Here is a 26294-nt window from a genome sequence, read left to right as displayed (position 1 = left end):
CGGGCATCGTTCACCCATCACTGGCCGATAGCCAAGCGCCTCCCCCTCGGCTAGGGCTGCGCGGATGACAGGCGCACGACCTATCGATCTGGCCATTGTCGGCGGCGGCCTTGCCGGCAGCCTGATCGCGCTGGCCCTGCGCGCGCGGCGACCTGAGCTGCGCGTCGTGGTGATCGAGGAAGCCGCGCGGGCTGGCGGCAATCAGCTCTGGTCCTGCTTTGCCGAGGATGTCGCGCCCGCCGATCGCTGGCTGATCGAGCCGCTCATCGTGCATGGCTGGGGCGGCTATGACGTGCGCTTCCCGGGTCAGGAGCGGCGCCTGCCGAGCAGCTATGCGACGCTGACCAGCGAGCGGCTGGGAATGCGCCTGCACCGCGCCATGCCGGAGGGTGACCTGCTGTTCGACCGGGCGGCAACCGCGCTCACGCCGAACAGCGTCACTTTGGCCGATGGACGGGTGATCGAGGCGCGCGGTGTCATCGACGCACGCGGGCCGGGCGACATGAGCGCGCTGGAGCTGGGCTATCAGAAATTCGTCGGGGCGAGTTGGCTGTGTCATACCCCCCACGGCCTTGCCGAACCGATCATCATGGACGCGACCGTCGATCAGCAGGACGGCTATCGCTTCGTCTACACCCTGCCGCTCTCCCCCACCGAGCTGTTCATCGAAGACACTTATTATGCCGATGGCCCGGCGCTGGACGAGCCCGTGCTCGCGGCGAGAATTGCGGCTTATGCCCAGGCGCAGGGCTGGGAGGGCGCGGCGCGCGGCCATAGCGAGACCGGCGTGCTCCCGGTGTGCATGGGCGGCGATTTCGCGCGGCTGTGGGAGGCCGAATCGCCCGGCGTCGCCAAGGCGGGACTGCGCGGCGGCTTTTTCCACGCGCTCACCGGCTATTCGCTGCCGGATGCGGTGCGCAACGCGCTCGCCATCGCGGCGATGGACGATCTCTCCGGGCCGGCCCTGCATCAGGCGATGCGCGCGCGCGGCGCAGCGCACTGGCGGGGGCAGGCTTATTACCGGATGCTCTCGCGGTTGCTCTTCCACGCCGCCGAGCCGCAGGAGCGCTGGCGGGTGCTGGCGCGCTTCTACCGGCTTGACCCATCCCTCATCGCCCGCTTTTATGCGGGACAAAGCACCCTTTTCGACAAGCTGCGCGTTCTGACCGGGAAGCCTCCTGTTCCCGTCAGCCGAGCCATTTCAGCCCTTGGAGCGACACGCGGATGAAGACAGCCACCGTCATCGGCGCCGGTTTTGCGGGCCTTGCCCTCGGCCTGCGCCTGCAATCGGCGGGCATCGCCACCACCATCGTGGAAGGGCGCGAACTGCCCGGCGGCCGCGCCTATATGTGGCAGAAGGAGGGCTTCACCTTCGATGCCGGGCCGACCGTCATCACCGACCCGGATTGCCTTGCCCAGCTCTGGCGCCTGACCGGCCACGACATGGCGCAGGATGTGACGTTGCTGCCGGTCAGCCCCTTCTATCGCCTGCACTGGCAGGATGGCACGACCTTCGATTATGGCAATGACGATGCCGCGCTCAACCGCGAGATCGCCAAGCTCGATCCCGCCGACATCGCCGGCTACCAGCGCTTCCTCGCCTATAGCGCCGAGGTCTATCGCGAGGGCTATGAGAAGCTGGGGCATGTGGCCTTCCTCGACTTCAAGTCGATGCTCAAGGCCGCGCCGGACCTCGCCCAGCATCAGGCGTGGCGGTCTGTCTATTCCATGGTTTCGAGCTTCGTGAAGAACGAGAAGCTGCGGCAGGCGCTGAGCTTCCACACGCTGCTGGTCGGCGGCAACCCGATGACGACCAGCGCCATCTACGCGCTGATCCACAAGCTGGAGAAGCAGGGCGGCGTCTGGTTCGCCAAGGGCGGCACCCATGCGCTGGTGCGCGGCATGGTTACGCATTTCGAGCGGCTGGGCGGCACGCTGATCCTCGGCGATCCGGTCGCCAAGATCGAGACGGTGGGCGATCGCGCGACCGGCGTGGTGACCCGCTCGGGCCTGCATATCGAGGCCGATGCGGTGGCGAGCAACGCGGACATCATGCACAGCTATGCCGACCTGCTGGCCGACCATCCGCGCGGCCAGCGGCAGGGCGCCAAGCTGTTCCGCAAGCGCTGGAGCCCCAGCCTGTTCGTCGTCCACTTCGGCATCGAGGGGACCTGGCCGGGCATCCCGCACCACATGATCCTGTTCGGCCCGCGCTATAAGGAGCTGCTGACCGACATCTTCGACCATGGCGTACTCTCGCAGGATTTCTCGCTGTACCTGCATCACCCGACCGTCACCGACCCCGATCTGGCGCCGCCGGGCCACTCGACCTTCTATGCGCTGGCGCCGGTGCCGCATCAGGGCAAGCTGCCGGTGGACTGGAACGAGGTGGGGCCGATCCTCACCGGGCGCATTCTCGACGAGATCGAGCGCCGGCTGATCCCGGACATCCGCTCGCGCATCAAGGTCCAGTTCTCCTATGCACCGAGCGACTTCACCCATGATCTCAACGCGCATCTGGGCAGCGCCTTCAGCCTGGAGCCGCTCCTCACCCAGAGCGCCTGGTTCCGCACCCACAATCGCGATGATGTGATCAACAATCTCTACTTCGTCGGCGCCGGCACCCATCCGGGCGCCGGCATTCCCGGCGTCGTCGGCTCGGCCCGCGCGACGGCGGCTTTGATGCTCGAGGATCTGGCATGACATCGTTCAACCGGCTGGCGGTCTATTGCGGCTCCGCCACCCCACCCGACCCGATCTACATGGAGACCGCGCGCGCGGTCGGCGCCGGGCTGGCGCGACGTGGCATCGGCGTCGTCTATGGCGGCGGCAAGGTCGGACTGATGGGCGCCATTGCGGACTCCGCGCTGGCGGCCGGCGGCGAAGTGATCGGCGTGATCCCCGAGGCTCTGGTGAATGCCGAGGTCGCCCATCGCGGCCTCACCGAACTGCACGTCGTGCCGGATATGCATAGCCGCAAGGCGCTGTTCACCACGCTTTCCGATGGGTTCGTGACGCTGCCGGGCGGCGTCGGCACGATGGACGAGCTGTGGGAAGCCGTGAGCTGGGCGCAGCTTGGTTATCATGACAAGCCGGTCGGGCTGCTCAACACCGGCGGCTTCTACGATCAGCTGATCGGCTTCAATCGCCAGATGATCGAAACCGGCTTCATCCGCCCGCCCCACGCCAACATCCTCATCGCCCGCGAGACGCTGGACGACCTGCTGGACGCGATGGCCGCCTACACGCCCCATGAGACGATCTTCGCGATGAAGGTCGACCGGCTTTGAGGGGAAACATGAGCCCCTCCCCTTCAGGGGAGGGGTTGGGGTGGGGAGCGCCCGTGACGCAAGATGCACGCCTTCTGATCCACGCAAAAGCGATGCGGCACGAGGCGACGCCATGCGAGATCATTCTCTGGCGACATCTGAGTCGGTCCCAGCTTGGCGGGCACAAATTTCGTCGGCAGCATGTGCTGGGGCCGTTCATTGTGGATTTCTTCTGCCCCGCCAAAAAGCTGATCGTCGAGGTGGATGGCGATACGCATGATCCGAAAGAAGATGCGCGCAGGGATGCTGCGTTGACCGCGGAAGGTCATTACGTTCTGCGGTTCACTAACGAAGATGTGCGCACCAATCTCACCGAGGTTCTGGAGGCAATACTGACGCGTTTGAATTCAGCACCAGCCCGTTGGGCAGCGCCGTCCCCCACCCCATCCCCTCCCCTGAAGGGGAGGGGCTAGATGCTGGAGCAACGCCCTACCCTTGTCGGTCTTGCGCAGGAGAGCATTGCGCGCGGGTCGAAGAGTTTTCGCACGGCCTCGCGGCTGTTCGACCGGGAGACGCGCGAGCGGGCGTGGTTGCTCTATGGTTGGTGCCGCGCCTGCGATGACATTGCCGACGGGCAGGATCATGGCGGGACCATGCAGGCGACCGGCGACCCCATGGCCCGGCTGGCGGACATTCGCGCGCGAACCGAGCGCGCTCTCGCGGGGCGGGCCGGGCTGGACGATCCTGCCTTTGCCGGCGGGGCGCTGGTCGCGGCCGAATGTGCCATTCCGCGCCGCTATATGGACGATCTCATCGAAGGCTTCGCGCTCGATGCGCAGGGCTGGCGACCGCAGACCGAGGACGATCTGCTGCGCTATTGCTACCATGTCGCCGGTGCGGTCGGCTGCATGATGGCCATTGTGATGGGTGTCGCGCCCGATGACGAGGCGACGTTGGACCGCGCTTGCGATCTGGGGCTGGCCTTCCAGCTCGCCAATATCTCCCGCGATGTGGCCGAGGATGCGGCAGGCGGGCGCTGCTATCTGCCCGCGGACTGGCTCATCGAGGCTGGCATCGACCCGGCCGACCCTATGGCGGCGGAGCGGCGCCCGGCCCTCGCGGCGGTCACGGGGCGCGTGGCGGCGATGGCGGCGCGCTATGAGGACAGCGCCCGGCATGGCACCCCAAAGCTGCCGTTCCGCTCGGCATGGGCGGTGCTGGCCGCTGCCGGCATTTATGGCGGCATTGCCCGGAAGGTCGCCGCCGACCCGCAGGAGGCGCTGCGTCGGCGCCTGTTCACCAGCAAGGCGGAGAAGCTGGGCTGGCTGCTGCGCGCCGGCACGCAGGCTGGTCGGCGCACGAGCCTCTACCCGCCAGCGCCGCGTGATCCATCGCTCTGGAACCGGCCACGCCAGAGCGCGCCCATTTCGCAGGCTTGATCCCGATCAATTTCTGCATGGGTGCGATCTGCTGAAGAGGCAGGCGGGAGGACATGCATGATTCCGTCACGTCACGCTTATTACCGCAACCGCGCCAACGAACATCGCCGTCTGGCGCAAGTCGCCGCGGAACCCGCACAGCGCCTGATGCACGATCGTCTGGTCGAGGCCTATCTGGGCCTGGCGCGCGAATCGCGGCTGCGGCAGGTCGTCCGGCTCAAGGCCTGAGTGCAGCCGCGCCAGACAATCCGATCATCCCTGCTTGAGCAGCCTGAGCGCCCGCGCGCGCAGCCGCCCCAGGCCGGCATCGTGCAAGGCGGGAACGGCGCAGAGCATCCCCGTCACATAGGGGTCGGGCTTGTTGAAGATGATGGGTTCGCCCAGCGCATCCGTAACGCGGGCGCCGGCTTCCTGCGCGATGAGGGTCGCGGCCGCCAGATCCCATTCCGCGCCGCGTCGCAGGCCCGCCACCAGGTCCGCTTCATTGGCCGCCACCATCGCCATGCGCAGCGCGATGCTGTTGGGCTTGGCGACCATTCGGTAATCGATATCGATGCCGCCCAGATGATCGAGCGGCACGCGTGCGCCCGAGAGCGTGGCGTGATCGCCCACCGCGAGCCGCTCGGACTGTGCCCCCATGCGCTCTCGCCAGGCGCCGGCGCCGCGCACCGCCCACCAGCGCTCGTTGCGCGCCGGTGCGGTCAGCACCGCGACGGTCGGGACGCCATCCTCCACCAATGCGACCGAGACCGCCCAGCCCGCCCGGCCCCGCACGAAATCGCGGGTGCCGTCAATGGGGTCGATGATCCACGCCCGCCGGGCACCGGCACGTCCGGGCGTCTCCGCGCTTTCCTCGGAGAGCCAGGCGGCATCCGGCAGAAGCGCGCCAAGATGTCCGCGCAGCAACGCATCGGCGGCGAGATCGGCCTCGCTCACCGGCTCGCCGGGCCGCTTCTCCCAATGGCCGTGCATGGGTGCGCCGGCTTCCCAGAAACGCATGGCCAGCTGGCCGGCAGCGTCGGCTATGGCCAGAATATCGGCCAGAAGATCCAGAGAGGGGGGCTCACTCCCCGGCAACGGTCATCCCGTCGATGCGCAGGGTGGGCACGTTGATGGCGCGGCGGAAGGTGAGATCGTTCGCAGCGATGATCCGCCCGAACATCTCCTTGAGATTGCCCGCGATGGTGATTTCAGACACGGCGTGGCTCACCGTGCCATTCTCGATCAGGAAGCCGGAGGCGCCCCGGCTATAATCGCCGGTGACGCCGTTGACGCCCTGGCCAATCAGTTCGGTGATGAACACGCCGCGCTTCACGTCCGCAAACAGATCGCGCACGCTGGCCGTGCCGCCTTCCAGATGCACATTGCTCGCGCCGACGCCCGGCGAGCCGCCGCCCCGCGTGGCATGGCCGGTGGGATCAAGCCCGAGCTGGCGGGCCGAGGCGCTATCGAGCATCCAGCCGGTCAGCACGCCGTCATCAATGAGGCGCCGCCGCCCAGTTGGCAGTCCTTCGCCGTCGAACGGCCGCGAGCGCAGGCCCCGCTCGCGCAGCGGATCGTCGATCACGCTTAGCCCCTCGGGCAGAATGCGCTGGCCAAGGCTGTCGAGCAGGAACGTCGCCTTGCGGGTGACCGATGGCCCGGCGATGGCGCCGAGCAGATGCCCGATCAGGCTGTTGCCGACGCGCGGATCGAAGATCACCGGCATCGTACCGCTCGGCACCCGGCGCGCGTTGAGCCGCGAGACCGCGCGCGCGCCGGCGCGCTGGCCGATGCTGTCCGGCCCTTCCAGATCATCGAGATGCCGCGCACTGTGGCTGGCAAAGTCCCGTTGCATCGCGGCGCCCTCACCCGCCAGCACGCTGGCGTAGAGCGAATGGCTGGTCCCGGCATAAGCGCCCGAAAAACCGTGGCTGGTGGCCAGAGCCGCCTGCGCGCGGGAGAAGCCCGCACCGGCGCCTTCGCTGTTGGTGACGCCCAGCACGCTGCGCGCCGAATCTTCCGCCGCCAGCGCCCTCTCGCGCAGTTGGGCCGGCGTCGGCTCCTCATCATCCTCGATGTCGAGCGAGGGCAGCCGGCGCCGCATCAGCATCTGCTCGGGCGCGAGACCCGCATAGGCATCTTCCGGCGCCTCGCGGGCCATGGCCACGGCGCGCTCGACCAGCGTCTCCAGCGTGCGGGGCGTCAGGTCCGACGAGGACACGCTGGCCGAGCGCTGCCCGACGAACACGCGCAGGCCGAAATGCTCGGATTCGGATTGCTCGACATCCTCCAGTGCGCCCAGCCGCACCGTTACGCCGGACGAGGCATCGCAGCCATAGACGGCGTCGGCCGCATCCGCGCCCGCCTTGCGGGCCGCGGTGACCAGCGACCGGGCGCGATCGAGAGCTTCGTTAAGGCTGAGCATGAAAGACGCGGTCCGAATGATGTCTGATGAAAGGCCGCGCTTTAGCTCCCGCGGCGAGGCGACGCAATGCGGCTGCGTCAGGTGCCTTCCGACCAGTCGCTCCGCTTTGCGACGAACCGAGGACAGCAACATTTTTTATAGGGAACCACCAGGCCTCGCCGATCCTTTTGTTGATAACATCAACCCACAGGAGCATCTCATGGCGACTGAAACATTCACCGACGCGATTGCCCTGCTCAAAGCGGATCATCGCACGGTCGAGGATCTGTTCGAGAAGTTCGAGAAGGCCAATGCGGCTGGCCGCAAGGAATCGCTGGCCCGGGAAATCTGCACCGAACTCAAGATCCACACCATGCTGGAAGAGGAAATCTTCTATCCGGCCTTTCGGGGCAAGATCGAAGATGATCTCATGGATGAGGCCTATGTCGAGCATGACGGCGCCAAGGTGCTGATCAACGAAATCGAGGCCGGCTCTCCGCAGGAAGATTTCTACGATGCCAAGGTGAAGGTGCTCTCGGAAGAGATCGAGCATCACGTCAAGGAGGAGGAACAGCCCTCCAAGGGCATGTTTGCCCAGTGCCGCAAGACCGACGTCGACTTGGTCGAACTGCGCGACCGGATGCTCGTGCGCAAGAAAGAGCTGCTGGCGCAGGCGAAGAGCGAAGGCCTGCCCCCGGCAGAGCCGCGCACGCTCAGCGTTTCGGCCGTCTGACCCGGACGAAACGGCATGTCGGCGGCGTTTTCATTGTTCGAACCTTCCGATAAGGACGCCGCCGCGCCGGCGCCGCACCCCAATGATGCCGAGCGCACCCGCCTCGGCATCATTTTGCCGCGCTTTGGCGGATTGGGCCGAGAGGCGGCCTTGCGTCAGGCACAGAGCGAGCAATCAGGTGACTGGATGCTGCGGCACCGCGATTAGGCGACGGGCGGCTGTTCCGTCTGCTTGCTCTCCAACCAGTAGCGCAGCATGTGATGGGCAACCGCGATGGAGGATGGCGGCAGGAACCTGGCGCCCTCTTCCCCGGCCAGCGCCGCGCGGACATCATCAGTGCTCACCCAGATGGCTTCGGCGATTTCCTCCTCATCCAGCGTCAACGCGTCATCATCGGCCTGCGCGATGCAGGCGACCATGAGCTGGGAGGGGAACGGCCAGGGCTGGCTGAACAGATAGTCGACCTGCCCGGTGCGCACGCCGCATTCTTCCCACAGCTCCCGCCGCACCGCTTCCTCGATGGTTTCGCCCGGCTCGACAAAGCCGGCCAGTGCGGAAAAGCGGCCAGCAGGAAAGCGCGGATTGCGCCCGATGAGCACCTTGCCGCGATATTCCGCCAGCATGATGACCACCGGATCGGTGCGCGGGAAATGCTCCGCGCTGCACCGGCTGCACTGGCGCGCCCAGCCGGCCTTGATCGGATGGGTATCGCCGCCGCAACGTGCGCAGAAGCGGTGGCGGTCATGCCAGTCCACCAGGCTGCGCGCCGCCGCATAATGCGCGGCTTCGGCCATGGTGAGCTGCGGGATGATGTCCCACACTTTCGCGGGGAAGCTCGGGGGCTCGACGCTGTGCTCGACAAGCAGCGACACAAAGACCGGCGTGCCGTCCTCGCGCAGCCCGAGCAGGGCGTGGTCGGCCAGCACCGCGCCGGGCGGCACCGGCTCGCTGGCGAGCGTGCCGTCCGCCTCGATCACCGGGTCCAGCCCATCGAGTTGCACGATGCGCGCGCGCGGATCGGCCCAGGCCCCGGCCAGCCGGTCGGGGTGCATGCGCAGCTGATCGGCGCGGTCGAGCGTGCCGCCGGTGAAGGTGATTGCCTGCCGCGCGGGCAGATCAGGCCGGGTCATGATGCGCATTCTCCTGCTCTCTGGCGTCCAGTGCCGCTTGCGCCGCCCTGGCAAAAACGGTGGGCAGCCCCGCATCGGCCAGGGTTTCGAGGGGCCACAATTGGCCCGGCCCCAGGGCGCTGGCAAGCGCGGCGGGATCGGCCCCATTCTCGATCCGCAGCATGGCCACGCGCAGATCGAGCGCGAAATGGGTGAACACATGGCGCACCGGCTGGTTGAGCACGCGCCAGCCGCCCACCAGCGGCGCAAGCGGGAGAGCCTCTGGCGCCTCGCTCCAGTCGCTGGTCGGCAGCGCCAGCATTCCGCCGAGCAGGCCCTTGTCCGGCCGCCGGACCAGCCAGACAGCATCGCCGATCTCCACCCACCAGGCAGTGCCGCTGCGCGTCGGGCGCGCCTTCTTCGCCGCCTTGAGCGGATAGCGCGCCGGATCGCCCGTCGCCCGCGCGGCACAAAGCTCCGAGAGCGGACAGGCGAGGCAGGCGGGATTGCGCGGGGTGCAGACGGTCGCGCCCAGATCCATCATGGCCTGCGCGAAATCGCCGGCATGATCCTGTGGCGTGATGCGGTCGGCCAGCGCGCGCAGGATCGGCTTTGCGGCCGGCAGAGCCGTCTCCACCGCGAACAGCCGGCTCACCACGCGCTCGACATTGCCATCCACCACGACGGCGCGCTGCTCGAAGGCGATGGCAGCGACGGCCGCCGCCGTATAGGCCCCGACTCCCGGCAGCGCACGCAATCCCGCTTCGTCCGAGGGGAAACGCCCGCCCAGCGCCCCTGCGACATAGCGCGCGCAGGCCAGCAGATTGCGGGCGCGGGCATAATAGCCAAGACCTGCCCAAGCGGCCATCAGATCGCCATCCTCGGCAGCCGCCAGCGCCTCGACCGTGGGCCAGCGCGCCAGAAAGCGCTCATAATAAGGCGCGACGGCCGCCACCGTCGTTTGCTGGAGCATGATTTCCGAGAGCCAGACGCGGTAGGGGTCCGGGGGCGGCGCGCCGGTCGGGCTGCGCCAGGGCAGCGAGCGCGCATGGCGGCGATAATGCGCCAGCAACGCCGGAGCGACCGCCTCTTCCATCCCCCGCGTTGCGATTAATCCATCGACGGCCATGGCGTGCCTATGGCATGGACGCAGCCATGACAGAAGCCACCCCAGATGCGCAGGCGCCCACAAAGGCCAGCCGGGCCAAACGCCCGGCCGCGCGCAAGGCCAATGGGGCCGGCAAGGCCGAGATGCCGCCGCAGGAACGGCCGCGAATCAATGCGCCCCGGGCGATTTCCGATCTCATGCCGGACATTGGCCGGGCCGCCTTCCGCAAGTTCGGCTTCATCCAGTCGAGCATCGTCACGCGCTGGGCCGAGATTGTCGGCAAGCGCTATGCCGAACTGACCAGCCCCGACTCGATCCGCTTCCCGACCGGCAAGCGCTCGGGCGGGACGCTGCAACTCACGGTCGCCAGCGGCCATGCGCCGATGGTCCAACATATCGTGCCGGAGATCATCGAGCGGGTGAACCGCTTCTTCGGCTATGAGGCCGTCTCCCGCGTCGCCATCAAGCAGGGCCAGGTCATCCCGCGCGAGCCGGTGCATCGCCCGCCGCCCACCATGCTGCGCCCGATCCCCCAGGAGCTGGGCGAGGGCCTGCGCGAAGTGAGCGACCCGGAACTGCGCACCGTGCTCGAATCGATGGCGCGCAGCTTCTCCAACCCTGTGCGCCCACCCAAGATCAGTTAAGCCAAATTTCCACCACGGGACCATGCCCATGACCGTCATCTCGTCCGCTTCGTCCGTCTCCCGCCAGATCGCCGCATCGTTTGCCCTGTGCCTTGCGGCGCTGACGCTTGCCCTCGCCCTGCTGCTGCCGGCCCCGGCCAGTGCGCAGCGCAGCGCGGCGCGCGACTGGAGCCAGACGGTGACGCTGGGTGCGAACGGCGCCTTCGTGGTCGGCAATCCGGCGGCGCCCACCAAGCTGGTCGAATATCTGAGCTACACCTGCTCGCATTGCGCGGATTTTCAGGCGACCGGAACGCCCGCGCTCAAGGCCCAGTGGATCCGGCGCGGCCTCGTCTCGCTGGAACTGCGCAATTTCGTGCGCGATCCCTTCGACCTGACGGCGGCGCTGCTCGCGCGCTGCGGCGGCGCGACGCGGTTCGTTGGCAATCATGAGGCGATGTTCGCCGATTATCAGGCCTGGATGACCCGCGCGCAGAGCTTTGCCCAGGCGCAGGAAGGCAAGCCGCCGGCCGCCAATCGCGCCGCGCAGCTGACCGCCATCGCCGGGGGCACCGGGCTCGGCCCGCTCCTCACCAAGCGCGGCCTGACACCGGCGGCGCAGGGCAAATGCCTGGCCGACGAGGCGATGCTCAAGACCGTGCTCGGGCTGACCTCCAGCGCCGGCACCTTCAAGGAATTCACCGGCACGCCCTTCTTCCTGCTCAACGGCAAACCGCTGGAGAATGTGCATACGTGGGACGCGCTGCGCCCCCTGCTGCCGCCATTGCCCGCGTCCGGCAAGTGAGCTAGACCGGCCCGCACAGCCACTTTCCGTCCCCCGATCGATGAGGCCCATCCGTCCCATGAAACGCCTTGCTACCGCCCCGCTCGCCCTCGCTCTGCTGGCTCTCGCCGCCTGCGGCTCTCAGGACAGCAACTCGAGCGCGCCCATCGGCAAGGTGGAAGGCAAAGCCGCGCCGGCGGGGACCACATGGGCGCAGCAGGTCGTCGCCACGCCCGAGGGCGGCATCCGCATGGGCAACCCGGATGCGCCGATCAAGATCATCGAGTTCGCATCCAACACCTGCCCGCACTGCGCGCACTTCTCCGAGGAATCCAAGGATGTGCTCGAGCGCGATTATGTGAACACGGGCAAGGTGAGCTTCGAGTTTCGCAACTTCGTGATGAACCCGCTGGACATCAGCATGGCCATGCTGGCCCGCTGCACCGGGCCGGAAGCCTTCTTCCCGCTGACCCATCAGTTCTTCACCAACCAGCAGGCGATCATCGAGAAGCTCCAGTCCGCCGGCGAGGATGCTTATAAGAACGCGATGTCGGCCGCGCCGGATCAGCGCTTCCAGCGCATGGCCGAGGCCGCCGGGCTGATCGAGTTCGCCATGGAGCGCGGCGTGCCCGAGGCGAAGGCCCGCCAGTGCCTGGCCGACCCCAAGACGGCCGAAACGCTCGCCGCCAACGTGGAACGCGACACGGCGCAATATTCCATCACCGGCACGCCGAGCTTCATCATGAACGGCAGCAAGCTCGACAATGTGTCGACCTGGCCGCAGCTCGTCGAGCAGCTGAAGAACGCAGGCGCCTGATTGGCGAGGCTGGGGGGCCATAGCATCGGAGCGGGCGTCAGACGGCGCACCGCCTCGCAGGCTGGGTCAGTCCGGCTGGGCCGCCCTGCCCGCTAAGCCATGCAGATTCGCCGCCTCAAGCTGACCGGCTTCAAGAGCTTCGTCGAGCCGACCGAGTTGCGGATCGAGCCGGGGCTGACCGGCATTGTCGGGCCGAATGGCTGCGGCAAATCCAATCTGCTGGAGGCGATCCGCTGGGTGATGGGCGAATCCAGCCCCAAATCCATGCGCGGCGGCGGCATGGACGATGTGATCTTCGCCGGCACCGCCACCCGTCCGGCGCGCGACTTTGCCGAAGTCGGCCTGTTCGCCAGCGTGCCGCCGGGTACCGTGCTGCCGGCGATCGACATGGGCAGCGATGGCGAGCTGGAAGTCATGCGGCGCATCGAGCGCGGCGCGGGCAGCGCCTATCGCGCCAATGGGCGGGACGTGCGCGCCAAGGATGTCGCGCTGCTCTTCGCCGATGCCGCCACCGGGCCGCACAGTCCCGCGCTGGTCAGCCAGGGCAAGATCGCCGCGGTCATCGCCGCCAAGCCAGCCGAACGCCGCGCGATGCTGGAAGAAGCGGCGGGCATCGCCGGCCTGCATGTGCGACGCAAGGATGCCGAGCAGAAATTGCGCGCGAGCGCGGCCAATCTCGCCCGGTTGGATGAAATCCTTGCCGAGATGGACGTGCGCGCCAATGCGCTCCGTCGACAAGCGCGGGCCGCCGAGCGCTACACGGAACTGAGCGAAAAGATCGTGCTGGCCGAGGGCCGCGTGTTCTTCGCCCGCCATCGCGAGGCCGCGACCGAAGCCGACCGCGCCGCGCAGGATGCCGAGAAGGCCGAGGCTCTGGTGCGGGTGGCGCAGGAGGCGCAGCTGGGCGCCGCCGCTCATCAGCAGGCCGCCATCGAGACACTGGCGCGCGCACGCACGGCCGCCAATGAGGCCCGAGAGGCGGCAACGGAGGCCCGCTTCGCGCTGGAGCGGCTGACTGGCGAGCGCGATACCCTGCTGCGCCGGATCGCCGAGCTGGAAAGCCAGCTCGCGCGCGTGAGCGAAGACCAGCAGCGCGAGGGCGCGCTTGCCGCCGATGCCGCCAATGCCATCGAGGCGCTGCAGGCCGAGGATGCGACGCTCGCCGAGCGGATCAAGGCGGCGAAGACGACGCTGCCAGCCTTCGTCACGCGCCTCGCGGAGGCCGAGACGGCCAGCCGCGATGCCGAGGTTGCGCTGGCGCAAGCCATGGCGCGACTGGCCGGCGAGCAGGCCGAGCGGCGGGTCGCCGAGGCTGGATTGAATGCCGCGCGGCAGAAGCTCGCCCGCGCCCGCAGCGAGGCCGAGCGGATCGCCTCGGCCCTCACCGCCCTGCCCGATGCCGCGCCGCTCGCCACCCGCCAGCGCGCGGCCGAGCAAGCCAAGGCCGATGCCCTCACCGGGCGCACCGATGCCGAGGCGCGCATCGCCGCCGCTGCGCAGGCGCGCGAGACGCATACGCAGGCGGTAGCCGAGCAACAGCGCGCGCTGGCCGCCGCCCGCGCCACCGTCGCCGCGCTGGATAGCGAAGCCAAGGCGCTGGCCCGCGGGCTGGAGACGCAGGGCAGCAGCGATCGCGCCATCGATGCGCTGCGCGTCGACCCCGGCTATGAGCACGCGCTCGCCGCCGCGCTGGGCGATGATCTGCAGGCCGCGCTCGGGGCGCAAGGTCTGGCTCGCTGGAGCGGCGCCGCTATCGATGCGCGCGACCCTGCTCTACCGGATGGATGCGACGCCCTCGCCTCCCATGTGCGCGCGCCCGAGGCGCTGGCGCGCCGTCTCGCCCAGATCGCCGTAGTCGAGCAGGATGAGGGCCAGCCGCTTGCGGTGGGCCAGCGCCTTGTCACGCGCGACGGGCAATTGCGGCGCTGGGACGGCTTTGTGGCGCAGGAGGGCGGTGGCGCGGCGGCCGAGCGGCTGATCCGCATCAACCGCCTTGCGGCCATCGAGCAGGAGCGGCCTGCCGTCGCCGCCACGGTCAGCGCGGCCGAGCAGGCCTTGGACGCCGCCGAAACATCGCTGCGCGCGGCCGGCTCCGACGAGCGCGCTGCCCGCGAGGCGATGAGCGCTGCCGACACGGCCCTGCGCGGGGCGGAGCGCACGCTCGGCGAAGTGGCGACCGCACTGGAACGCCTTGCCGGACAGCGGGCGGACCTCGACCGGCGCCATCAGGAAGCCTCTGCCGATCTCACCACCGCCGAGCGCGAGTTGGAGAGCGCGCAGGCTACCCATGATGCGCTCCCGGCCGGTGACGACACCGCCGCACGCGTCGATCTGCTCAAGTCCGGCGCGGAACGGTGCCGGGCCGCGATCGGCCAGGTGCAGGCCGAGCGGGCCATGGCCGAGCGGGCGCTGGCCGCCGATGAGGAGCGCGTGAAGGCGATCCGCAGCGACGTGGCGGGCTGGAAGGCGCGCGCCGGCGATGCCGTGCGTCGCGTGGCCGAGATGAAGACGCGCGCCGAAGCGCAGGCCAGCGAACTGGACGGGCTGCGCGATCGGCCCGCAGCGCTGACGACGGAACTCGACGCCCTGACGCAGGCCGCTCGCGACCATCAGGCCGCCGTCGACCGCAGCCGCAGCGAGGAAGCCGCGGCCGAGGCGACATTGACCGCCGCCGAGAAGGCGCTCGCCAATGCCAATGAAGCTCTCTCCACCGCCCGTGAGGCGCGGGCCGGAGCGCAGGCGCGCGCCGAACATGCCGTCGCGCGCCGCCGGGAAATCGGCCAGGCCTGCGGCGAGCGCTTCTCCTGCCCGCCGCCCGTGCTCCCGAGCAAGCTCGGCTTCGCGAGCGAGGAGGTCGTCGCCGCATCCGAAGAGCAGGCCCGCTATGACAAGCTGGTGCTGGACCGCGAGCGGATCGGCCCGGTCAATCTCGTCGCCGCCTCGGAACTGGCCGAGCTGGAGGAGACGCAGACCAGAAGTCGCGCCGAAAGCGAGGAACTCACTACCGCGATCAACCAGCTGCGCGGCTCCATCGGCCATCTCAATCGAGAAGGGCGGCAACGGCTGCTCGCAGCCTTCGAGGCCGTGAACGGCCATTTCCAGCGCCTGTTCAGCACGCTCTTCCAAGGCGGCAGCGCGCATCTGGAATTGATCGAAAGCGATGATCCGCTGGAGGCTGGCCTTGAAATCCTCGCCCAGCCGCCGGGCAAGCGGCTGACGACGCTTACCCTGCTTTCGGGTGGTGAGCAGGCTCTCACCGCAGTCGCGCTTATTTTCGGGCTCTTTCTAACCAATCCGGCACCGATTTGCGTGCTGGACGAGGTCGATGCGCCGCTGGATGACGCCAATATCGAGCGTTTCTGCGGGCTGTTGGAGCGGATGGTGCAGGATACCGCGACCCGCTATCTCATCGTGACGCACAATGCCGTTACCATGAGCCGGATGCACCGGCTGTTCGGGGTGACGATGATCGAGCAGGGTGTGAGCCGGCTGGTGTCGGTGGACCTGCAGGCGGCGGAGGATTTGCTGGCGGCGGAGTGAGAGGGCACTGCCCACGTCGGTGAAGAAGAAGGCCGCCCTATCCCGCTTCGTCACCCCGGACTTGATCCGGGGTCCAGTTCCTTGTGATGCGTCGGATTGGGGACTGCCGGAACGGGTTTGCGCCCTTAAGTGCAGAAGGTAGCGGGACCCCGGATCAGGTCCGGGGTGACGAAGTGCTTAATGGCCCGTCAGTTCGCCTGAACCAGCGGCACCCTCGCCCTCAATGCGGCTCCTTGCTCACGTCCACCTTTTCCACCCATTCCGGGTAGAAGCTCGGCTCGCGGCTCGACCAGCCCGCAGCCGTGGCGGCGGCTTCGCTGATCGACTGGAGCAGGGCCCGCCGACGTTCGGGGTGGAGGTGCGGCAGGCTGGCGGCGGCGCAGAAGGCGCCGGGCAGCCAGGGGCGCGACCCTGCCCCGATGAGACGCTCGTAGAGGAAGCGATAGGCCGAGAAGCTGTTCAACCGGTTCTGGCCAAGGTCGAAGGCGGAGACGGTGACCAGCGGCGCCATGAACGGCTCGACCTGATCCAGCCCGCTATCATCGGGCACCCGCGCCTTGATCTCGTCCAGCCGGCCATAGAGCCGGCTCTGCGCCTTGATACTCGCTGCCTCGACAACGTCGCGGCCCCAGGTTTCCATGGGCGCGCCACGATGGAAAGCGACATCAAGAGAGCGGCGGATGTAACGCTGCGTTGCAGCCGGGAAGGAGGCGAACTCGCGCAGTTCCGCGAGGGTTACGGCCCCGTCAGTCGGCTTGGAATGCTGACCCAATGCTGCCTCCATCATCTACGTTTCGGAGACTATGCCCTGCCTGGTTACCGGCAGCTTAAGCCTCCGTTGTGCAACGTTCACATGGAATCAGATTATCTTGTGCGACGCAACAGGAATTTTCCTGAGCGGCATTCAGTTTGCCGAAAAATTCGGAAAGCCATTGTAATTCTTGGACTATCTTGTGGAGTATTGCCAAGAAAATCATGCTGCATCGCAACATGAAACGAAGAAGCTGGAGTCCGGTCGCGGCCCCCGCCAGCCACCGGCCTATGTTTCTTTGCCCTCGTTCCCCCGATAGTAGCCGCTTGGCGCCACAAGGCAAGCAGACCGGTGCGTGCGACAAATGCCCACGGTTGCGGGAAAGCCCGCAAAGTGAGGATCAGGCCGCCGCGGCGCCCTTGGGAGAAATCGTGGGGGCAGTCCGGAACAGCTCGCCGAACGGATCGTCCTCGACCTCGGGTGCCGGCGCTTCACGCACGGTGGCGCGGCGCATGTCGCGACGCTCGTTCCAGTCGAACTGGCCGCCCTTATGGAACACGGCGAGATTGTCCCAGATCACCATGTCGCCGACGGCATAGTCGACGCTGATCGCATATTGGTCCTGCGTCGCGAAATTGTTGAGATAATCGATCAGCTCGCGGCTCTCGTCCCAGCCCCAGCCAACCACGCGATAGCAGTGCGCGCCGGCGTAGATCATCTTGCGGCCCGAACCCTTGTGGACATGCACCAGCTTATGGACCGGGCGGTGACGCGCCTCGATATCCTCGCGGCTGATCTCGGCGCCGCCCTGCTTGCGCGACCACCAGAGGCTGTGCTCGCATTCCAGATTTTCGATCTTGTCCTTCACATCCTGCGGCAGGTCGTCATAGGCCGAGCGTGCATCGGCAAACCAGGTCGGCCCGCCGGACGGCGGCACTTCGACGGCGCGGAGCATGGAATAGGACGTGCGCAGATCCATGAAGCTGCTGTCCGTGTGCCAGATCTGGTCACCCTTGCGATAGGTCGTGGCGCCCGGATCCCAGTTGATCTCGCCCTGCGCATTCAGATTGCCGGCGTTGAACAGGAAGATGCGCGGGCGGCCCTCGCGGGGCGGCAGGCTCTCCAGATGGCCGAAATTGCGCGCGAAGGCGATCTGCCCCTCATCGTCCAGCCCGGTGTTCCGGTAGACGGTCACGCCCCAGCGATCCTGCTGAGCGATCAGCTCGGCGACCGTATCCGCATCCAGCGGCTTGCTGATGTCCACGCCGGAAATTTCGGCGCCGAAACGGGGGGTGATGGGTGTGGCCGTGATCGTCATCAGTCTATCCTGCTCCTGAGGAGGCCGATAGTAGCACAATCATTAGCATGGTCAAGTATTCGCCACGCTCGGAATGCGCCCTGCTTCGCGAGCCTCGCGTCACGGTGGTAGCGCGTTCCGCCTAGCTTTTCGAGGCTTTCATGCTGGCAAGAACCTCGCGCAGGGCGCTCAGCCCCGCCGGCTTGGGAAGCATTGGCCAATCCCTGGTGCCATCGCCCAGATAGCTGCTGTCCGGATAGCCGCTCATCACCACGAACGGGATTTTGCGCGCCTCCAGTTCCATCAAAACCGGCTCCGAGGTTTCGCCGCCCAGATTATAATCGACGATCGCACCGGTGATATTGCCGCTTTCCAGAGCTGTAATCGCCTGGCTCACTGTGGCGACGGGATAGACTTCATCCGCCCCCAATTCGCGCAACGTCAACTCAAGGTCGAGCGCGATAAGCATTTCATCTTCAAGCAAAAGAACATTCAGCATCCCCGGTTCCTCGAACATTCAACGAGAGGCGCCGGCCTGCCCCTGTTACTGACCCTTTGCGGCCCGTTTACTATCATGAACGCGGCTCTGCGGTGCCTCTATGCGCGGTGAGTTGATGGATGTCTGTTCACTTTTGAACATAGACGGGAACTGCTGCGGGGGCTGATCGTTATGCATCGCATGCACGACATCGTCTCGCCCGGCATCGATCATAATAATCTGGTGGCAGCGCTGAACCCTGCCGATATGGCCCTGATGGCCAAGGTAGCGCGCGTCGTGCGGCTGCCGACGGGCGCGACCCTGTATGACCCCGGCGATACCGTGGTCGCCGCCTATTTCCCCCTTGGCGATGCGGTCGCGACTTTCCACGTGCTGATGGACGACGGCTCGTCGGTCGAGATCGCGATGGTCGGCCGTGAGGGCGCTGTGGGCGGCATCGTCAGCAGCGGGCGGCTGGCGGCTTACTCCCGGTCATGCGTGATGCATGGCGGCTATTTCGCCCGGTTCGATTCTGCGACGCTGGAGACGCTGAAAGCGAGTTCTCCCGCCATTCGCGATCTGCTCAGCCGCTATGCGGACTGTCTGCTCGCCCAGATTTTCCAGTCGGTCGCGTGTAACGCCGTCCACAGCCTGGAGATGCGGGCGGCCAAATGGCTGACGGCCGCTGTCGATCGCACCGGCAACAATCAGGTGATGATGACGCAGGAGGAATTCGGGTCCCTTCTCGGCATTGCGCGCAGCTATGCCAGCCGCCTGATCAAGAGCTTCAAGACCGACGGGCTCGTCCAGACCCGGCGCGGCTCGCTCGTCGTGCTGGATGCGGATCGGCTGCGTCAGCGCGCCTGTTCATGCAACGACATGGTGCGCACCCATTTCGATCACGTGCTGGCGGGCGTCTATCCGGACCCCGCCGAGCTTGAGCATCTGGTCCACGACGTCAGCCCCTAGCGTTTGCCAGGAGGTGACGCGCAGGGACGGCCTCCTACTTTCTGGTCTTGGGCGGGAGCGGCGCGCATTTGGTCTTGTCGCCAGCCAGACAGGCCGCGACATCTGCTTCCCACTTCGCCCGCGCCTCGGCGGCCTGCGCCTGTTCGGCGGCGATCTTCGCATCCCGCGCCGCCAGCGCGTCGCGATAGGTCTGTTCGCGCGCGGCCTGCTCGTCGGCAATGGCTTTCTTCTGCGCTTCGAAATCGCTCATCTGCTGCGCAGCCAGCTTTGCCTGCTCGGCATGGAGCACACGCCGCTCTTCCTGCTCCTGCGGCGTGTCCTGCGCCAGCGCGACGGTGGCTGAAACCATCATGGTGCCTGCAAGGGTCGCCAGTCGTGCGTAACGTGCCAGGGTCATGTCGTTCTCCGTCGTCTGTCGGGCCGGGCATTCCACGCAGCGGCCTGCTGGTACAATGATTAAGATCAAGACTCGATGCACGTGCAATCGCGCGAATGTCCGTCGGGCCATCTCGCATCTGGCCTCGGGCGATCCTATCTGTGCCTCTGGCTGAACCTTGCCGCTGGATTCCCTTCAGGAACAGAGATAGAACACCGCCCATGAGCCTTACCCATATTTCGGTGCGCGGCGCGCGCGAGCACAATCTCAAGGGCATTGACGTGGATCTGCCGCGCGATGCGCTGGTCGTCATCACGGGCCTCTCCGGCAGCGGCAAGTCGAGCCTCGCCTTCGACACCATCTATGCCGAAGGGCAGCGGCGCTATGTGGAGTCCCTCTCCGCTTATGCGCGCCAGTTCCTGGAAATGATGCAGAAGCCGGATGTCGAGCATATCGACGGCCTCTCGCCGGCCATCTCGATCGAGCAGAAGACGACCAGCCGCAACCCGCGCTCCACGGTCGCGACCGTGACCGAGATCTACGACTATATGCGCCTGCTGTGGGCGCGCGTGGGCGTGCCTTACTCCCCCGCCACCGGCCTGCCGATCAGCGCGCAGACGGTGAGCCAGATGGTCGACCGCGTGCTGGCGCTTCCGGAGGGGACGCGGGTCTATCTGCTCGCCCCGGTCGTGCGGGGCCGCAAGGGCGAGTATCGCAAGGAACTGGCCGAGTGGCAGCGCGCCGGCTTCACCCGCGTGCGCATCGATGGCGAGTTCTACCCCATCGAGGAAGCCCCCGCGCTCGACAAGAAGTATAAGCACGACATTGAGGTGGTGGTGGACCGCGTGGTCGTCCGCGAGGATATGGCGCAGCGGCTGGCGGAGAGCTTCGAGACGGCGCTCAAGCTGGCTGAGGGGCTGGCTTATGTGGATTTGGCTGAGGGGACAGTGGCGGAACTGGGCAGCACGCCCTCCCCGTTCGTGTCGAGCGAAGTCGAGACACAAGAGGAGAACGCTGCTGGCATCTCGACTTCGCTCGATGCGAACGGAGGCAGTGCCAAAGGCAAGACCGGCATGAAAAACGCCGGCATTCCGGCCAACCGCATCATCTTCTCCGAAAAATTCGCCTGCCCGGTCAGCGGCTTCACCATTCAGGAGATCGAGCCGCGCCTGTTCTCGTTCAACGCGCCGCAGGGTGCTTGCCCGGCCTGCGATGGCCTGGGCGAGAAGCTGGAGTTTGACGAGCAACTCGTCGTCCCCAATGAGGCGCTGACCCTCAAAAAGGGCGCGATCGTGCCCTGGGCCAAGTCCAATCCGCCGAGCCCTTATTACATGCAGGTGCTCGCCTCCCTCGCCAAGGCCTTCGGCTTCAGCCTGGAGACGCCGTGGAGCGAACTGCCGGGCGAGGTGCGCCTCATCATCCTGCACGGCACGGGCGGCAAGCCGGTCACCCTCACCTTCCAGGATGGGCGCAAGAGCTACAGCGTCTCCAAGCCGTTCGAGGGCGTGATCGGCAATCTCAACCGCCGGATGCTGCAGACGGACAGCGCCTGGATGCGCGAGGAATTGGGCAAGTTCCAGACCGCGCAGCCCTGCGAGACCTGCGGCGGCGCGCGCCTCAAGCCCGAGGCGCTGGCCGTGAAGGTCGCGATGCAGGACATCGCCACTCCCACCCGCATGAGCGTGGTGGATGCGCTGGCCTGGTTCACCGCCCTGCCCCGGCATCTGACCGATCAGCAGAACCAGATCGCCAAGGCCATTCTCAAGGAGATTATCGAGCGGCTCGGCTTCCTCAACAATGTCGGCCTCGATTATCTTAATCTGGATCGCACCAGCGGCACGCTCTCGGGCGGCGAGAGCCAGCGCATTCGCCTCGCCAGCCAGATCGGCTCGGGCCTCTCCGGCGTGCTCTATGTGCTGGACGAGCCGAGCATCGGCCTCCACCAGCGCGACAACGACATGCTGCTGGTGACGCTCAGGCGCCTGCGCGATCTCGGCAACACCGTCATCGTCGTGGAGCATGATGAGGACGCGATCCGCGCGGCCGACCATATCGTCGACATGGGGCCGGGCGCCGGCGTGCATGGCGGCGAGATCGTCGCGCAGGGCACGCTGGCCGATGTGCTGGCGACGCAGGGCTCGCTCACCGCCGATTATCTCAACGGCACGCGCGAAATCCCCGTCGCCGCCAAGCGCCGCAAGGGCAGCGGCAAGAAGCTGACCGTCAAAAATGCCCGTGCCAACAATCTCAAGGGCGTCAGCGCGTCCATCCCGCTCGGTACCTTCACCTGCATCACCGGCGTCTCCGGCTCGGGCAAGTCCAGCTTCACCATCGATACGCTCTATGCCGCCAGCGCCCGCGCGCTGAATGGCGCCCGCGTCATCGCCGGCGCGCATGACAAGATCGAGGGGCTGGAGCATCTCGACAAGGTGATCGACATCGATCAGTCGCCCATCGGCCGCACCCCGCGCTCCAACCCGGCGACCTATACCGGCGCTTTCACCAACATCCGCGACTGGTTCGCCGGCCTGCCGGAAAGCCAGGCGCGCGGCTACAAGCCCGGCCGCTTCTCCTTCAACGTGAAGGGCGGCCGCTGCGAGGCCTGCCAGGGCGATGGCGTCATCAAGATCGAGATGCACTTCCTGCCGGATGTCTACGTCACCTGCGAGGAATGCCACGGCAAGCGCTACAATCGCGAGACGCTGGAGGTGAAGTTCAAGGGCCACAGCATCGCTGACGTGCTGGACATGACGGTGGAAGACGCCGTCGAGTTCTTCAAGGCCGTGCCGCCGATCCGCGACCGCATGGCCATGCTCGCGGAAGTGGGCCTGGGCTATGTGAAGGTCGGCCAGCAGGCGACGACCCTCTCAGGCGGCGAGGCCCAGCGCGTGAAGCTCGCCAAGGAGCTGAGCCGCCGCGCCACCGGCAACACCCTCTACATTCTCGATGAGCCCACCACCGGCCTCCATTTCGAGGACGTGCGCAAACTGCTCGAAGTCCTCCACGCGCTGGTCGAACAGGGCAACAGTGTGGTGGTGATCGAGCATAATCTCGATGTCATCAAGACCGCCGACTGGATCATCGACCTGGGGCCGGAAGGCGGCGTGAAAGGCGGCGAGATCGTCGCGACCGGCACGCCCGAGCAGGTGGTGAAGGAGAAGCGGAGTTATACCGGGCGGTATCTGGCGCCGTTGTTGGGGAAGAAGGCGGTGAGTGAAGCAGCGGAGTAAAAAGCTACTTCTGCAATATCTTACCTAAATTGTTCATCAAATCCTCGAATACTTCAAATTCGTCATCTGCTTCCTTAACAATCCACTGTGCGAACGACATCTTACGCTGATCGGATACCTTTCTAGCAAAATAGATGTAATCATCAGGTATCTTACCTCTGAAAGCATCCTCAACATTTATTTCAAGTGGAAGCTCATTTAAAGATAACTTCGACCGCCGCTTTTCTAAAACTAAAACTCCTTCCTGCTGAGCACGGGCAATTGTTTCACCCCGAAACATATACTCGATACAAAGAGGAAGCTGAAGCTTCAGCTGTGAGAATTGTTCGGCCATGCCCTTAAGATGAAGTGGGACATTTAAGGCACCGACATATATGCGATTAGGCCGGCTAACAACCCTCATATCAGTTCCGGCGAACATATGATAAGCATTGAACCTATCAAATTCGCTTCGCCCTGTCGAGTCTCCGTCAAATAGGCCGACGAGTACTCTTTGGTCAGATTTTGTTCTAGACATTACTTTGATAAATTGTGTTATATTTGAAGCTCCGTCAGCACTAAAAAAGCTTAACCCATCCGCGTCATAACCAAATACTTCTGCCGCCCTCCTGAGTATAATGGCGTCCGTTTCCCCTTCCACATATATCGCGGGCTTATTATTAGCGGACATTTCCTCTGACATGCGCCGAATATCAGATCTTAATTCAAGAAGTTCTTGATTAGCCGCACGCATTCTCGGAGCAATGACGGTCAGCAAACCCATAGACTTGTCGATATCCGAGGTAGAATTTATTGGGGTAACATCAGTATAACTATAATCTTGCTCAGGATCATCTTTGTTTTCTACATACCATTTTGAAGCATTCGAACTAGAAATATCGTAGAAAGCTGGTGAGTGCGTAGTCAGAAATATTTGGTTGTCGCGTGAAAAATTTTCAACAAAATCTCGTGACATTTCAAACGATCGAGAAAGCTCAAGTGAGTTTTCAGGCTCCTCGTATCCCCAGATGTGATAAGTTGAAGATTTAGATGCAATGTAATCAAGAATGAATGGAAGATGCCGGCTCTGAATCCCGTCTCCGCGAAGATTTAGCGGGATACTAAATCGACCGTACTTTGTCGAAAAATCTAGAGCGCGAAATAGATCTTTCAAACTTTCCGGAATCTCAATGGTCGAATCAATTTTAAGTCTGCTCTTTATACTGTCACTCATCTCACGAGTAATCTTATGAAGATCGCTGACTAGAGCTTGCGATGAACCTTTCAGGCCAAGGCTTTCGTCCTGTAAAAGAGTATCATGCAAATCTGCGAGAAGGTCTGCGAATATATCTCTGCCTCTAACAGCAGGAATATAATGAAATCTGATTTTGTTCAGAAACCTGTAAAGCGTTGTTGGAGCAATTTCATCTGAAAATGAATCTGTTGGCCTAGATTCGTATCTGTTCCATGACCTCTTAACCCAAAATTGTTCCGGAAGGGATTTCCACCTCAGAAAATTATTGAAATGCACCTTGATCCAGACGCTCATGCGACCTTTTGCAGCGCGGGCTTCCTCTTCTCTACTTCGGCTTAGATCACGAAAGAAGTCAAATTCAGAATGAGGCTCAGTTTCATTATTAAAAAAAAGATTCAAAGACTTAATTATATTTGACTTCCCAGCATCATTTGAACCAACCAGTACATTAACATCTTTGCACTTGGCGAGAGATACTGAGTATACAGATCTAAAATAATAAATTTCAATCTTATCTATTATTCTCATTGCCCATCCCCTATACAGGGAACGAAACTTACAATCCATTCATCAGTCGTCAAGATGATGCGTAACCTTCATACTGCCGCAGGGTCCAGTAGTAGCAAAGCCTGTCCTACAGCCCCCCTATATTATGTATGGCCCGTCCCCCCTCCCCGGAGGACGACCATGGCCAGGCAGAGCCGCATTTCCCCCAAAGCGCCGACCAGAGCCACCACCAGCAAATCCATCAGGGGCGCGACCGCTGCATCCCTCCCCATCTGCCGCTCGGCGCAGCGGGCGGCGCGCAAGACTGTTCCCTAGAATGCGCTCGTTCCCATCCGCCGGCGTCTGGATGGCTGGACGCCTCAGCGCCAGCGCGCCTTTCTTGAGGCGTTGACCGACTGCGCCTGAGCCACTTTCCAGCCATAAAGGCAAACTTGACCCAATCCCCCCAGCCCCTCACGGTGCGCCCCACACAACCGCCAAACCGGAGAGGCCGCCAATGAACAGCCGACGCGATTTCATCAAGCAAACCGCCGCCGTCGGCGCCGCGAGCCTCGCCCCCAGCATCGCGCCCGCCGCCGCGCAGGCGCAAACCCCCACCCCGCCGCTCTGGCAGAAGCTCTACCCCGGCTTTCGCAACCTGCGGATCAAGACCAGTGGCGCGGAGATCAATGTTGTCACGGGCGGATCGGGGCCGCCGTTGCTCATGCTCCATGGCGCGCCGGAGTCGCTCGTCACCTGGCATCTTGTCGCCCCGGCGCTGGCGCGGGATTACACCGTCGTCCTGGCCGATCTGCGCGGTTATGGGGATAGCAGCAAGCCGGAGGGCGGCGCGGATCATTCGGCTTATTCCAAGCGGGCGATGGCGCAGGATGGCGTGGAGGTGATGGCGCAACTGGGCCATGAGCGCTTCCTGCTCGTCGGGCATGATCGGGGCGCGCGGGTCGGGCGGCGGATGGCGCTGGATCATCCCGAGAAGGTCCGCAAGCTCGCCGTGCTGGACATCTTGCCGGAGCATTATCTTTACAGCCATGTCACGCTCGGCTTCGTGCGCGGCTATTATCACTGGTTCAGCTTCCTGCGCCCCGCGCCCATTCCGGAGGAGGAGACGCTGGCGCGCTACCAGGCGCGGGCGGGCGAGGCGTCCAGCGAGATCGAACGGGAATATGATCGCCACCGGCTCGACCCGGCCATGCTCCATGCGATGTGCGAGGATTATCGTGCCTCGGCCTCGGTCGATCTGGATCTGGACCATGCCGATCTGGCGGCGGGCAAGAAGATCACCTGCCCGCTGCTCGCCATCTGGGCCGGCAAGGGGCTCTATCCGCGCCTGTTCGATGACATATTGGGCGTGTGGCAGGCGGAGGCGACGGACGTGCGCGGCCATGCGCTGCCCAATGCCACGCACAATCTGCAGGAGAGCGACCCGCAGGCGACACTCGCGGCGCTGCAGGCCTTCCTGCGCGACTGACCTTGGGACCAATTTTTCGGCAGATGTGAGCGGAAAAGAAGTCCGGCCTCCCGGGGGGTGGGGGGATGGGAGACCGGACCCTTTTCAGCCGCTCGGCTGTGTGTGGGAGATCACCGCCGAAGCGACTTTCTACCCCTTTGGGTGCAGCATTCACTGAACCTGTTCCCTATCAGATA

24 protein-coding genes are annotated in these 26294 nt (G+C 65.0%); 15 read left to right on the top strand and 9 right to left on the bottom strand.

What is annotated here, in order from left to right; genetic code table 11:
- Positions 1-64: 64 nt before the first annotated feature.
- From crtY to M2342_RS05435, 6 genes are read left to right on the top strand one after another with little or no spacing between them, the layout of a single operon-like run.
- Positions 65-1228: a lycopene beta-cyclase CrtY gene (gene crtY, locus M2342_RS05460; protein WP_264578342.1), complete on the top strand. Its 1164-nt coding sequence runs from the start codon at positions 65-67 to the stop codon at positions 1226-1228.
- Entirely contained in the window at positions 1225-2703 is a 1479-nt protein-coding gene (locus tag M2342_RS05455) for a phytoene desaturase (protein ID WP_264578341.1), read from the top strand. The genes crtY and M2342_RS05455 overlap by 4 nt, the downstream gene beginning before the upstream one ends.
- Positions 2700-3290: a TIGR00730 family Rossman fold protein gene (locus tag M2342_RS05450; protein WP_181558905.1), complete on the top strand. Its 591-nt coding sequence runs from the start codon at positions 2700-2702 to the stop codon at positions 3288-3290. The genes M2342_RS05455 and M2342_RS05450 overlap by 4 nt, the downstream gene beginning before the upstream one ends.
- A 53-nt stretch (positions 3291-3343) precedes the next feature.
- Entirely contained in the window at positions 3344-3742 is a 399-nt protein-coding gene (locus M2342_RS05445; protein ID WP_264578340.1) for an endonuclease domain-containing protein, read from the top strand.
- Complete coding sequence (locus M2342_RS05440) at positions 3743-4708, top strand: phytoene/squalene synthase family protein (protein ID WP_264578339.1); 966 nt, start codon at positions 3743-3745, stop codon at positions 4706-4708.
- Between the two features lie 57 nt (positions 4709-4765).
- Positions 4766-4936 carry a hypothetical protein gene (locus tag M2342_RS05435; protein ID WP_181558903.1) on the top strand — a complete coding sequence of 57 codons (171 nt, stop codon included), beginning with the start codon at positions 4766-4768 and terminating at the stop codon, positions 4934-4936.
- Positions 4937-4960: 24 nt separating this feature from the next.
- Here the strand turns inward: M2342_RS05435 and M2342_RS05430 are convergent, their stop codons facing one another.
- Entirely contained in the window at positions 4961-5785 is an 825-nt protein-coding gene (locus tag M2342_RS05430; protein WP_264578338.1) for a 3'(2'),5'-bisphosphate nucleotidase CysQ, read from the bottom strand.
- Positions 5772-7115 carry a TldD/PmbA family protein gene (locus M2342_RS05425; protein ID WP_264569624.1) on the bottom strand — a complete coding sequence of 448 codons (1344 nt, stop codon included), beginning with the start codon at positions 7113-7115 and terminating at the stop codon, positions 5772-5774. The genes M2342_RS05430 and M2342_RS05425 overlap by 14 nt, the downstream gene beginning before the upstream one ends.
- A 199-nt stretch (positions 7116-7314) precedes the next feature.
- Between M2342_RS05425 and M2342_RS05420 the strand changes: the two genes are divergently transcribed.
- Together M2342_RS05420 and M2342_RS05415 are read left to right on the top strand one after the other, a co-directional pair.
- Complete coding sequence (locus M2342_RS05420) at positions 7315-7827, top strand: hemerythrin domain-containing protein (RefSeq protein ID WP_264578337.1); 513 nt, start codon at positions 7315-7317, stop codon at positions 7825-7827.
- 33 nt (positions 7828-7860) lie between these two features.
- Entirely contained in the window at positions 7861-8034 is a 174-nt protein-coding gene (locus M2342_RS05415) for a hypothetical protein (protein ID WP_264578336.1), read from the top strand.
- On the opposite strand, the gene nudC is transcribed toward M2342_RS05415, so the two are convergent.
- Entirely contained in the window at positions 8031-8957 is a 927-nt protein-coding gene (nudC, locus tag M2342_RS05410; protein ID WP_264578335.1) for an NAD(+) diphosphatase, read from the bottom strand. The genes M2342_RS05415 and nudC overlap by 4 nt on opposite strands.
- The gene (mutY, locus tag M2342_RS05405; protein ID WP_264578334.1) at positions 8944-10065 is read right to left on the bottom strand and encodes an A/G-specific adenine glycosylase; all 1122 of its coding nucleotides are present in this window, start codon (positions 10063-10065) and stop codon (positions 8944-8946) included. Before mutY ends, nudC begins: the two co-directional genes overlap by 14 nt.
- A gap of 26 nt (positions 10066-10091) precedes the next feature.
- Here mutY and M2342_RS05400 point away from each other — a divergent pair, with 26 nt between their 5' ends.
- The 4 genes from M2342_RS05400 (at position 10092) to smc (ending at position 15808) form a co-directional block, all read left to right on the top strand.
- The gene (locus tag M2342_RS05400; RefSeq protein ID WP_413714801.1) at positions 10092-10688 is read left to right on the top strand and encodes a DUF721 domain-containing protein; all 597 of its coding nucleotides are present in this window, start codon (positions 10092-10094) and stop codon (positions 10686-10688) included.
- Positions 10689-10716: 28 nt separating this feature from the next.
- A complete protein-coding gene (locus M2342_RS05395; RefSeq protein ID WP_264578333.1) occupies positions 10717-11472 on the top strand; it encodes a DsbA family protein in 756 nt (251 codons plus the stop codon).
- A 58-nt stretch (positions 11473-11530) separates the two neighbouring features.
- Entirely contained in the window at positions 11531-12268 is a 738-nt protein-coding gene (locus tag M2342_RS05390; RefSeq protein WP_264569618.1) for a DsbA family protein, read from the top strand.
- Positions 12269-12367: 99 nt separating this feature from the next.
- The gene (smc, locus tag M2342_RS05385) at positions 12368-15808 is read left to right on the top strand and encodes a chromosome segregation protein SMC (protein ID WP_264578332.1); all 3441 of its coding nucleotides are present in this window, start codon (positions 12368-12370) and stop codon (positions 15806-15808) included.
- 220 nt (positions 15809-16028) lie between these two features.
- Here smc and M2342_RS05380 read toward each other — a convergent pair whose 3' ends face one another.
- The 3 genes from M2342_RS05380 to M2342_RS05370 form a co-directional block, all read right to left on the bottom strand.
- Positions 16029-16592 carry a hypothetical protein gene (locus tag M2342_RS05380; RefSeq protein WP_413715159.1) on the bottom strand — a complete coding sequence of 188 codons (564 nt, stop codon included), beginning with the start codon at positions 16590-16592 and terminating at the stop codon, positions 16029-16031.
- A 367-nt stretch (positions 16593-16959) separates the two neighbouring features.
- Positions 16960-17877, bottom strand: coding sequence for a TauD/TfdA dioxygenase family protein (locus M2342_RS05375; protein ID WP_264578331.1), 918 nt, complete (start codon positions 17875-17877; stop codon positions 16960-16962).
- Between the two features lie 121 nt (positions 17878-17998).
- Positions 17999-18373: a hypothetical protein gene (locus M2342_RS05370; protein ID WP_264569615.1), complete on the bottom strand. Its 375-nt coding sequence runs from the start codon at positions 18371-18373 to the stop codon at positions 17999-18001.
- A gap of 153 nt (positions 18374-18526) precedes the next feature.
- Between M2342_RS05370 and M2342_RS05365 the strand changes: the two genes are divergently transcribed.
- Positions 18527-19303, top strand: coding sequence for a Crp/Fnr family transcriptional regulator (locus M2342_RS05365; RefSeq protein ID WP_264578330.1), 777 nt, complete (start codon positions 18527-18529; stop codon positions 19301-19303).
- A gap of 34 nt (positions 19304-19337) precedes the next feature.
- Here M2342_RS05365 and M2342_RS05360 read toward each other — a convergent pair whose 3' ends face one another.
- Complete coding sequence (locus tag M2342_RS05360; RefSeq protein ID WP_264569613.1) at positions 19338-19700, bottom strand: hypothetical protein; 363 nt, start codon at positions 19698-19700, stop codon at positions 19338-19340.
- Between the two features lie 200 nt (positions 19701-19900).
- Here M2342_RS05360 and uvrA point away from each other — a divergent pair, with 200 nt between their 5' ends.
- Complete coding sequence (uvrA, locus tag M2342_RS05355; protein WP_264578329.1) at positions 19901-22909, top strand: excinuclease ABC subunit UvrA; 3009 nt, start codon at positions 19901-19903, stop codon at positions 22907-22909.
- A gap of 4 nt (positions 22910-22913) precedes the next feature.
- Here uvrA and M2342_RS05350 read toward each other — a convergent pair whose 3' ends face one another.
- The gene (locus M2342_RS05350; protein WP_264578328.1) at positions 22914-24671 is read right to left on the bottom strand and encodes an ATP-dependent nuclease; all 1758 of its coding nucleotides are present in this window, start codon (positions 24669-24671) and stop codon (positions 22914-22916) included.
- 475 nt (positions 24672-25146) lie between these two features.
- Between M2342_RS05350 and M2342_RS05345 the strand changes: the two genes are divergently transcribed.
- A complete protein-coding gene (locus tag M2342_RS05345; RefSeq protein WP_264578327.1) occupies positions 25147-26118 on the top strand; it encodes an alpha/beta fold hydrolase in 972 nt (323 codons plus the stop codon).
- Positions 26119-26294: the final 176 nt, after the last annotated feature.

The organism is Sphingobium sp. B8D3A, from assembly GCF_025961995.1.
Classification (GTDB): Bacteria; Pseudomonadota; Alphaproteobacteria; order Sphingomonadales; family Sphingomonadaceae; genus Sphingobium.
Note: the sequence above shows the minus strand (reverse complement) of the source record. Positions and strands in the feature narration are given on the sequence as shown.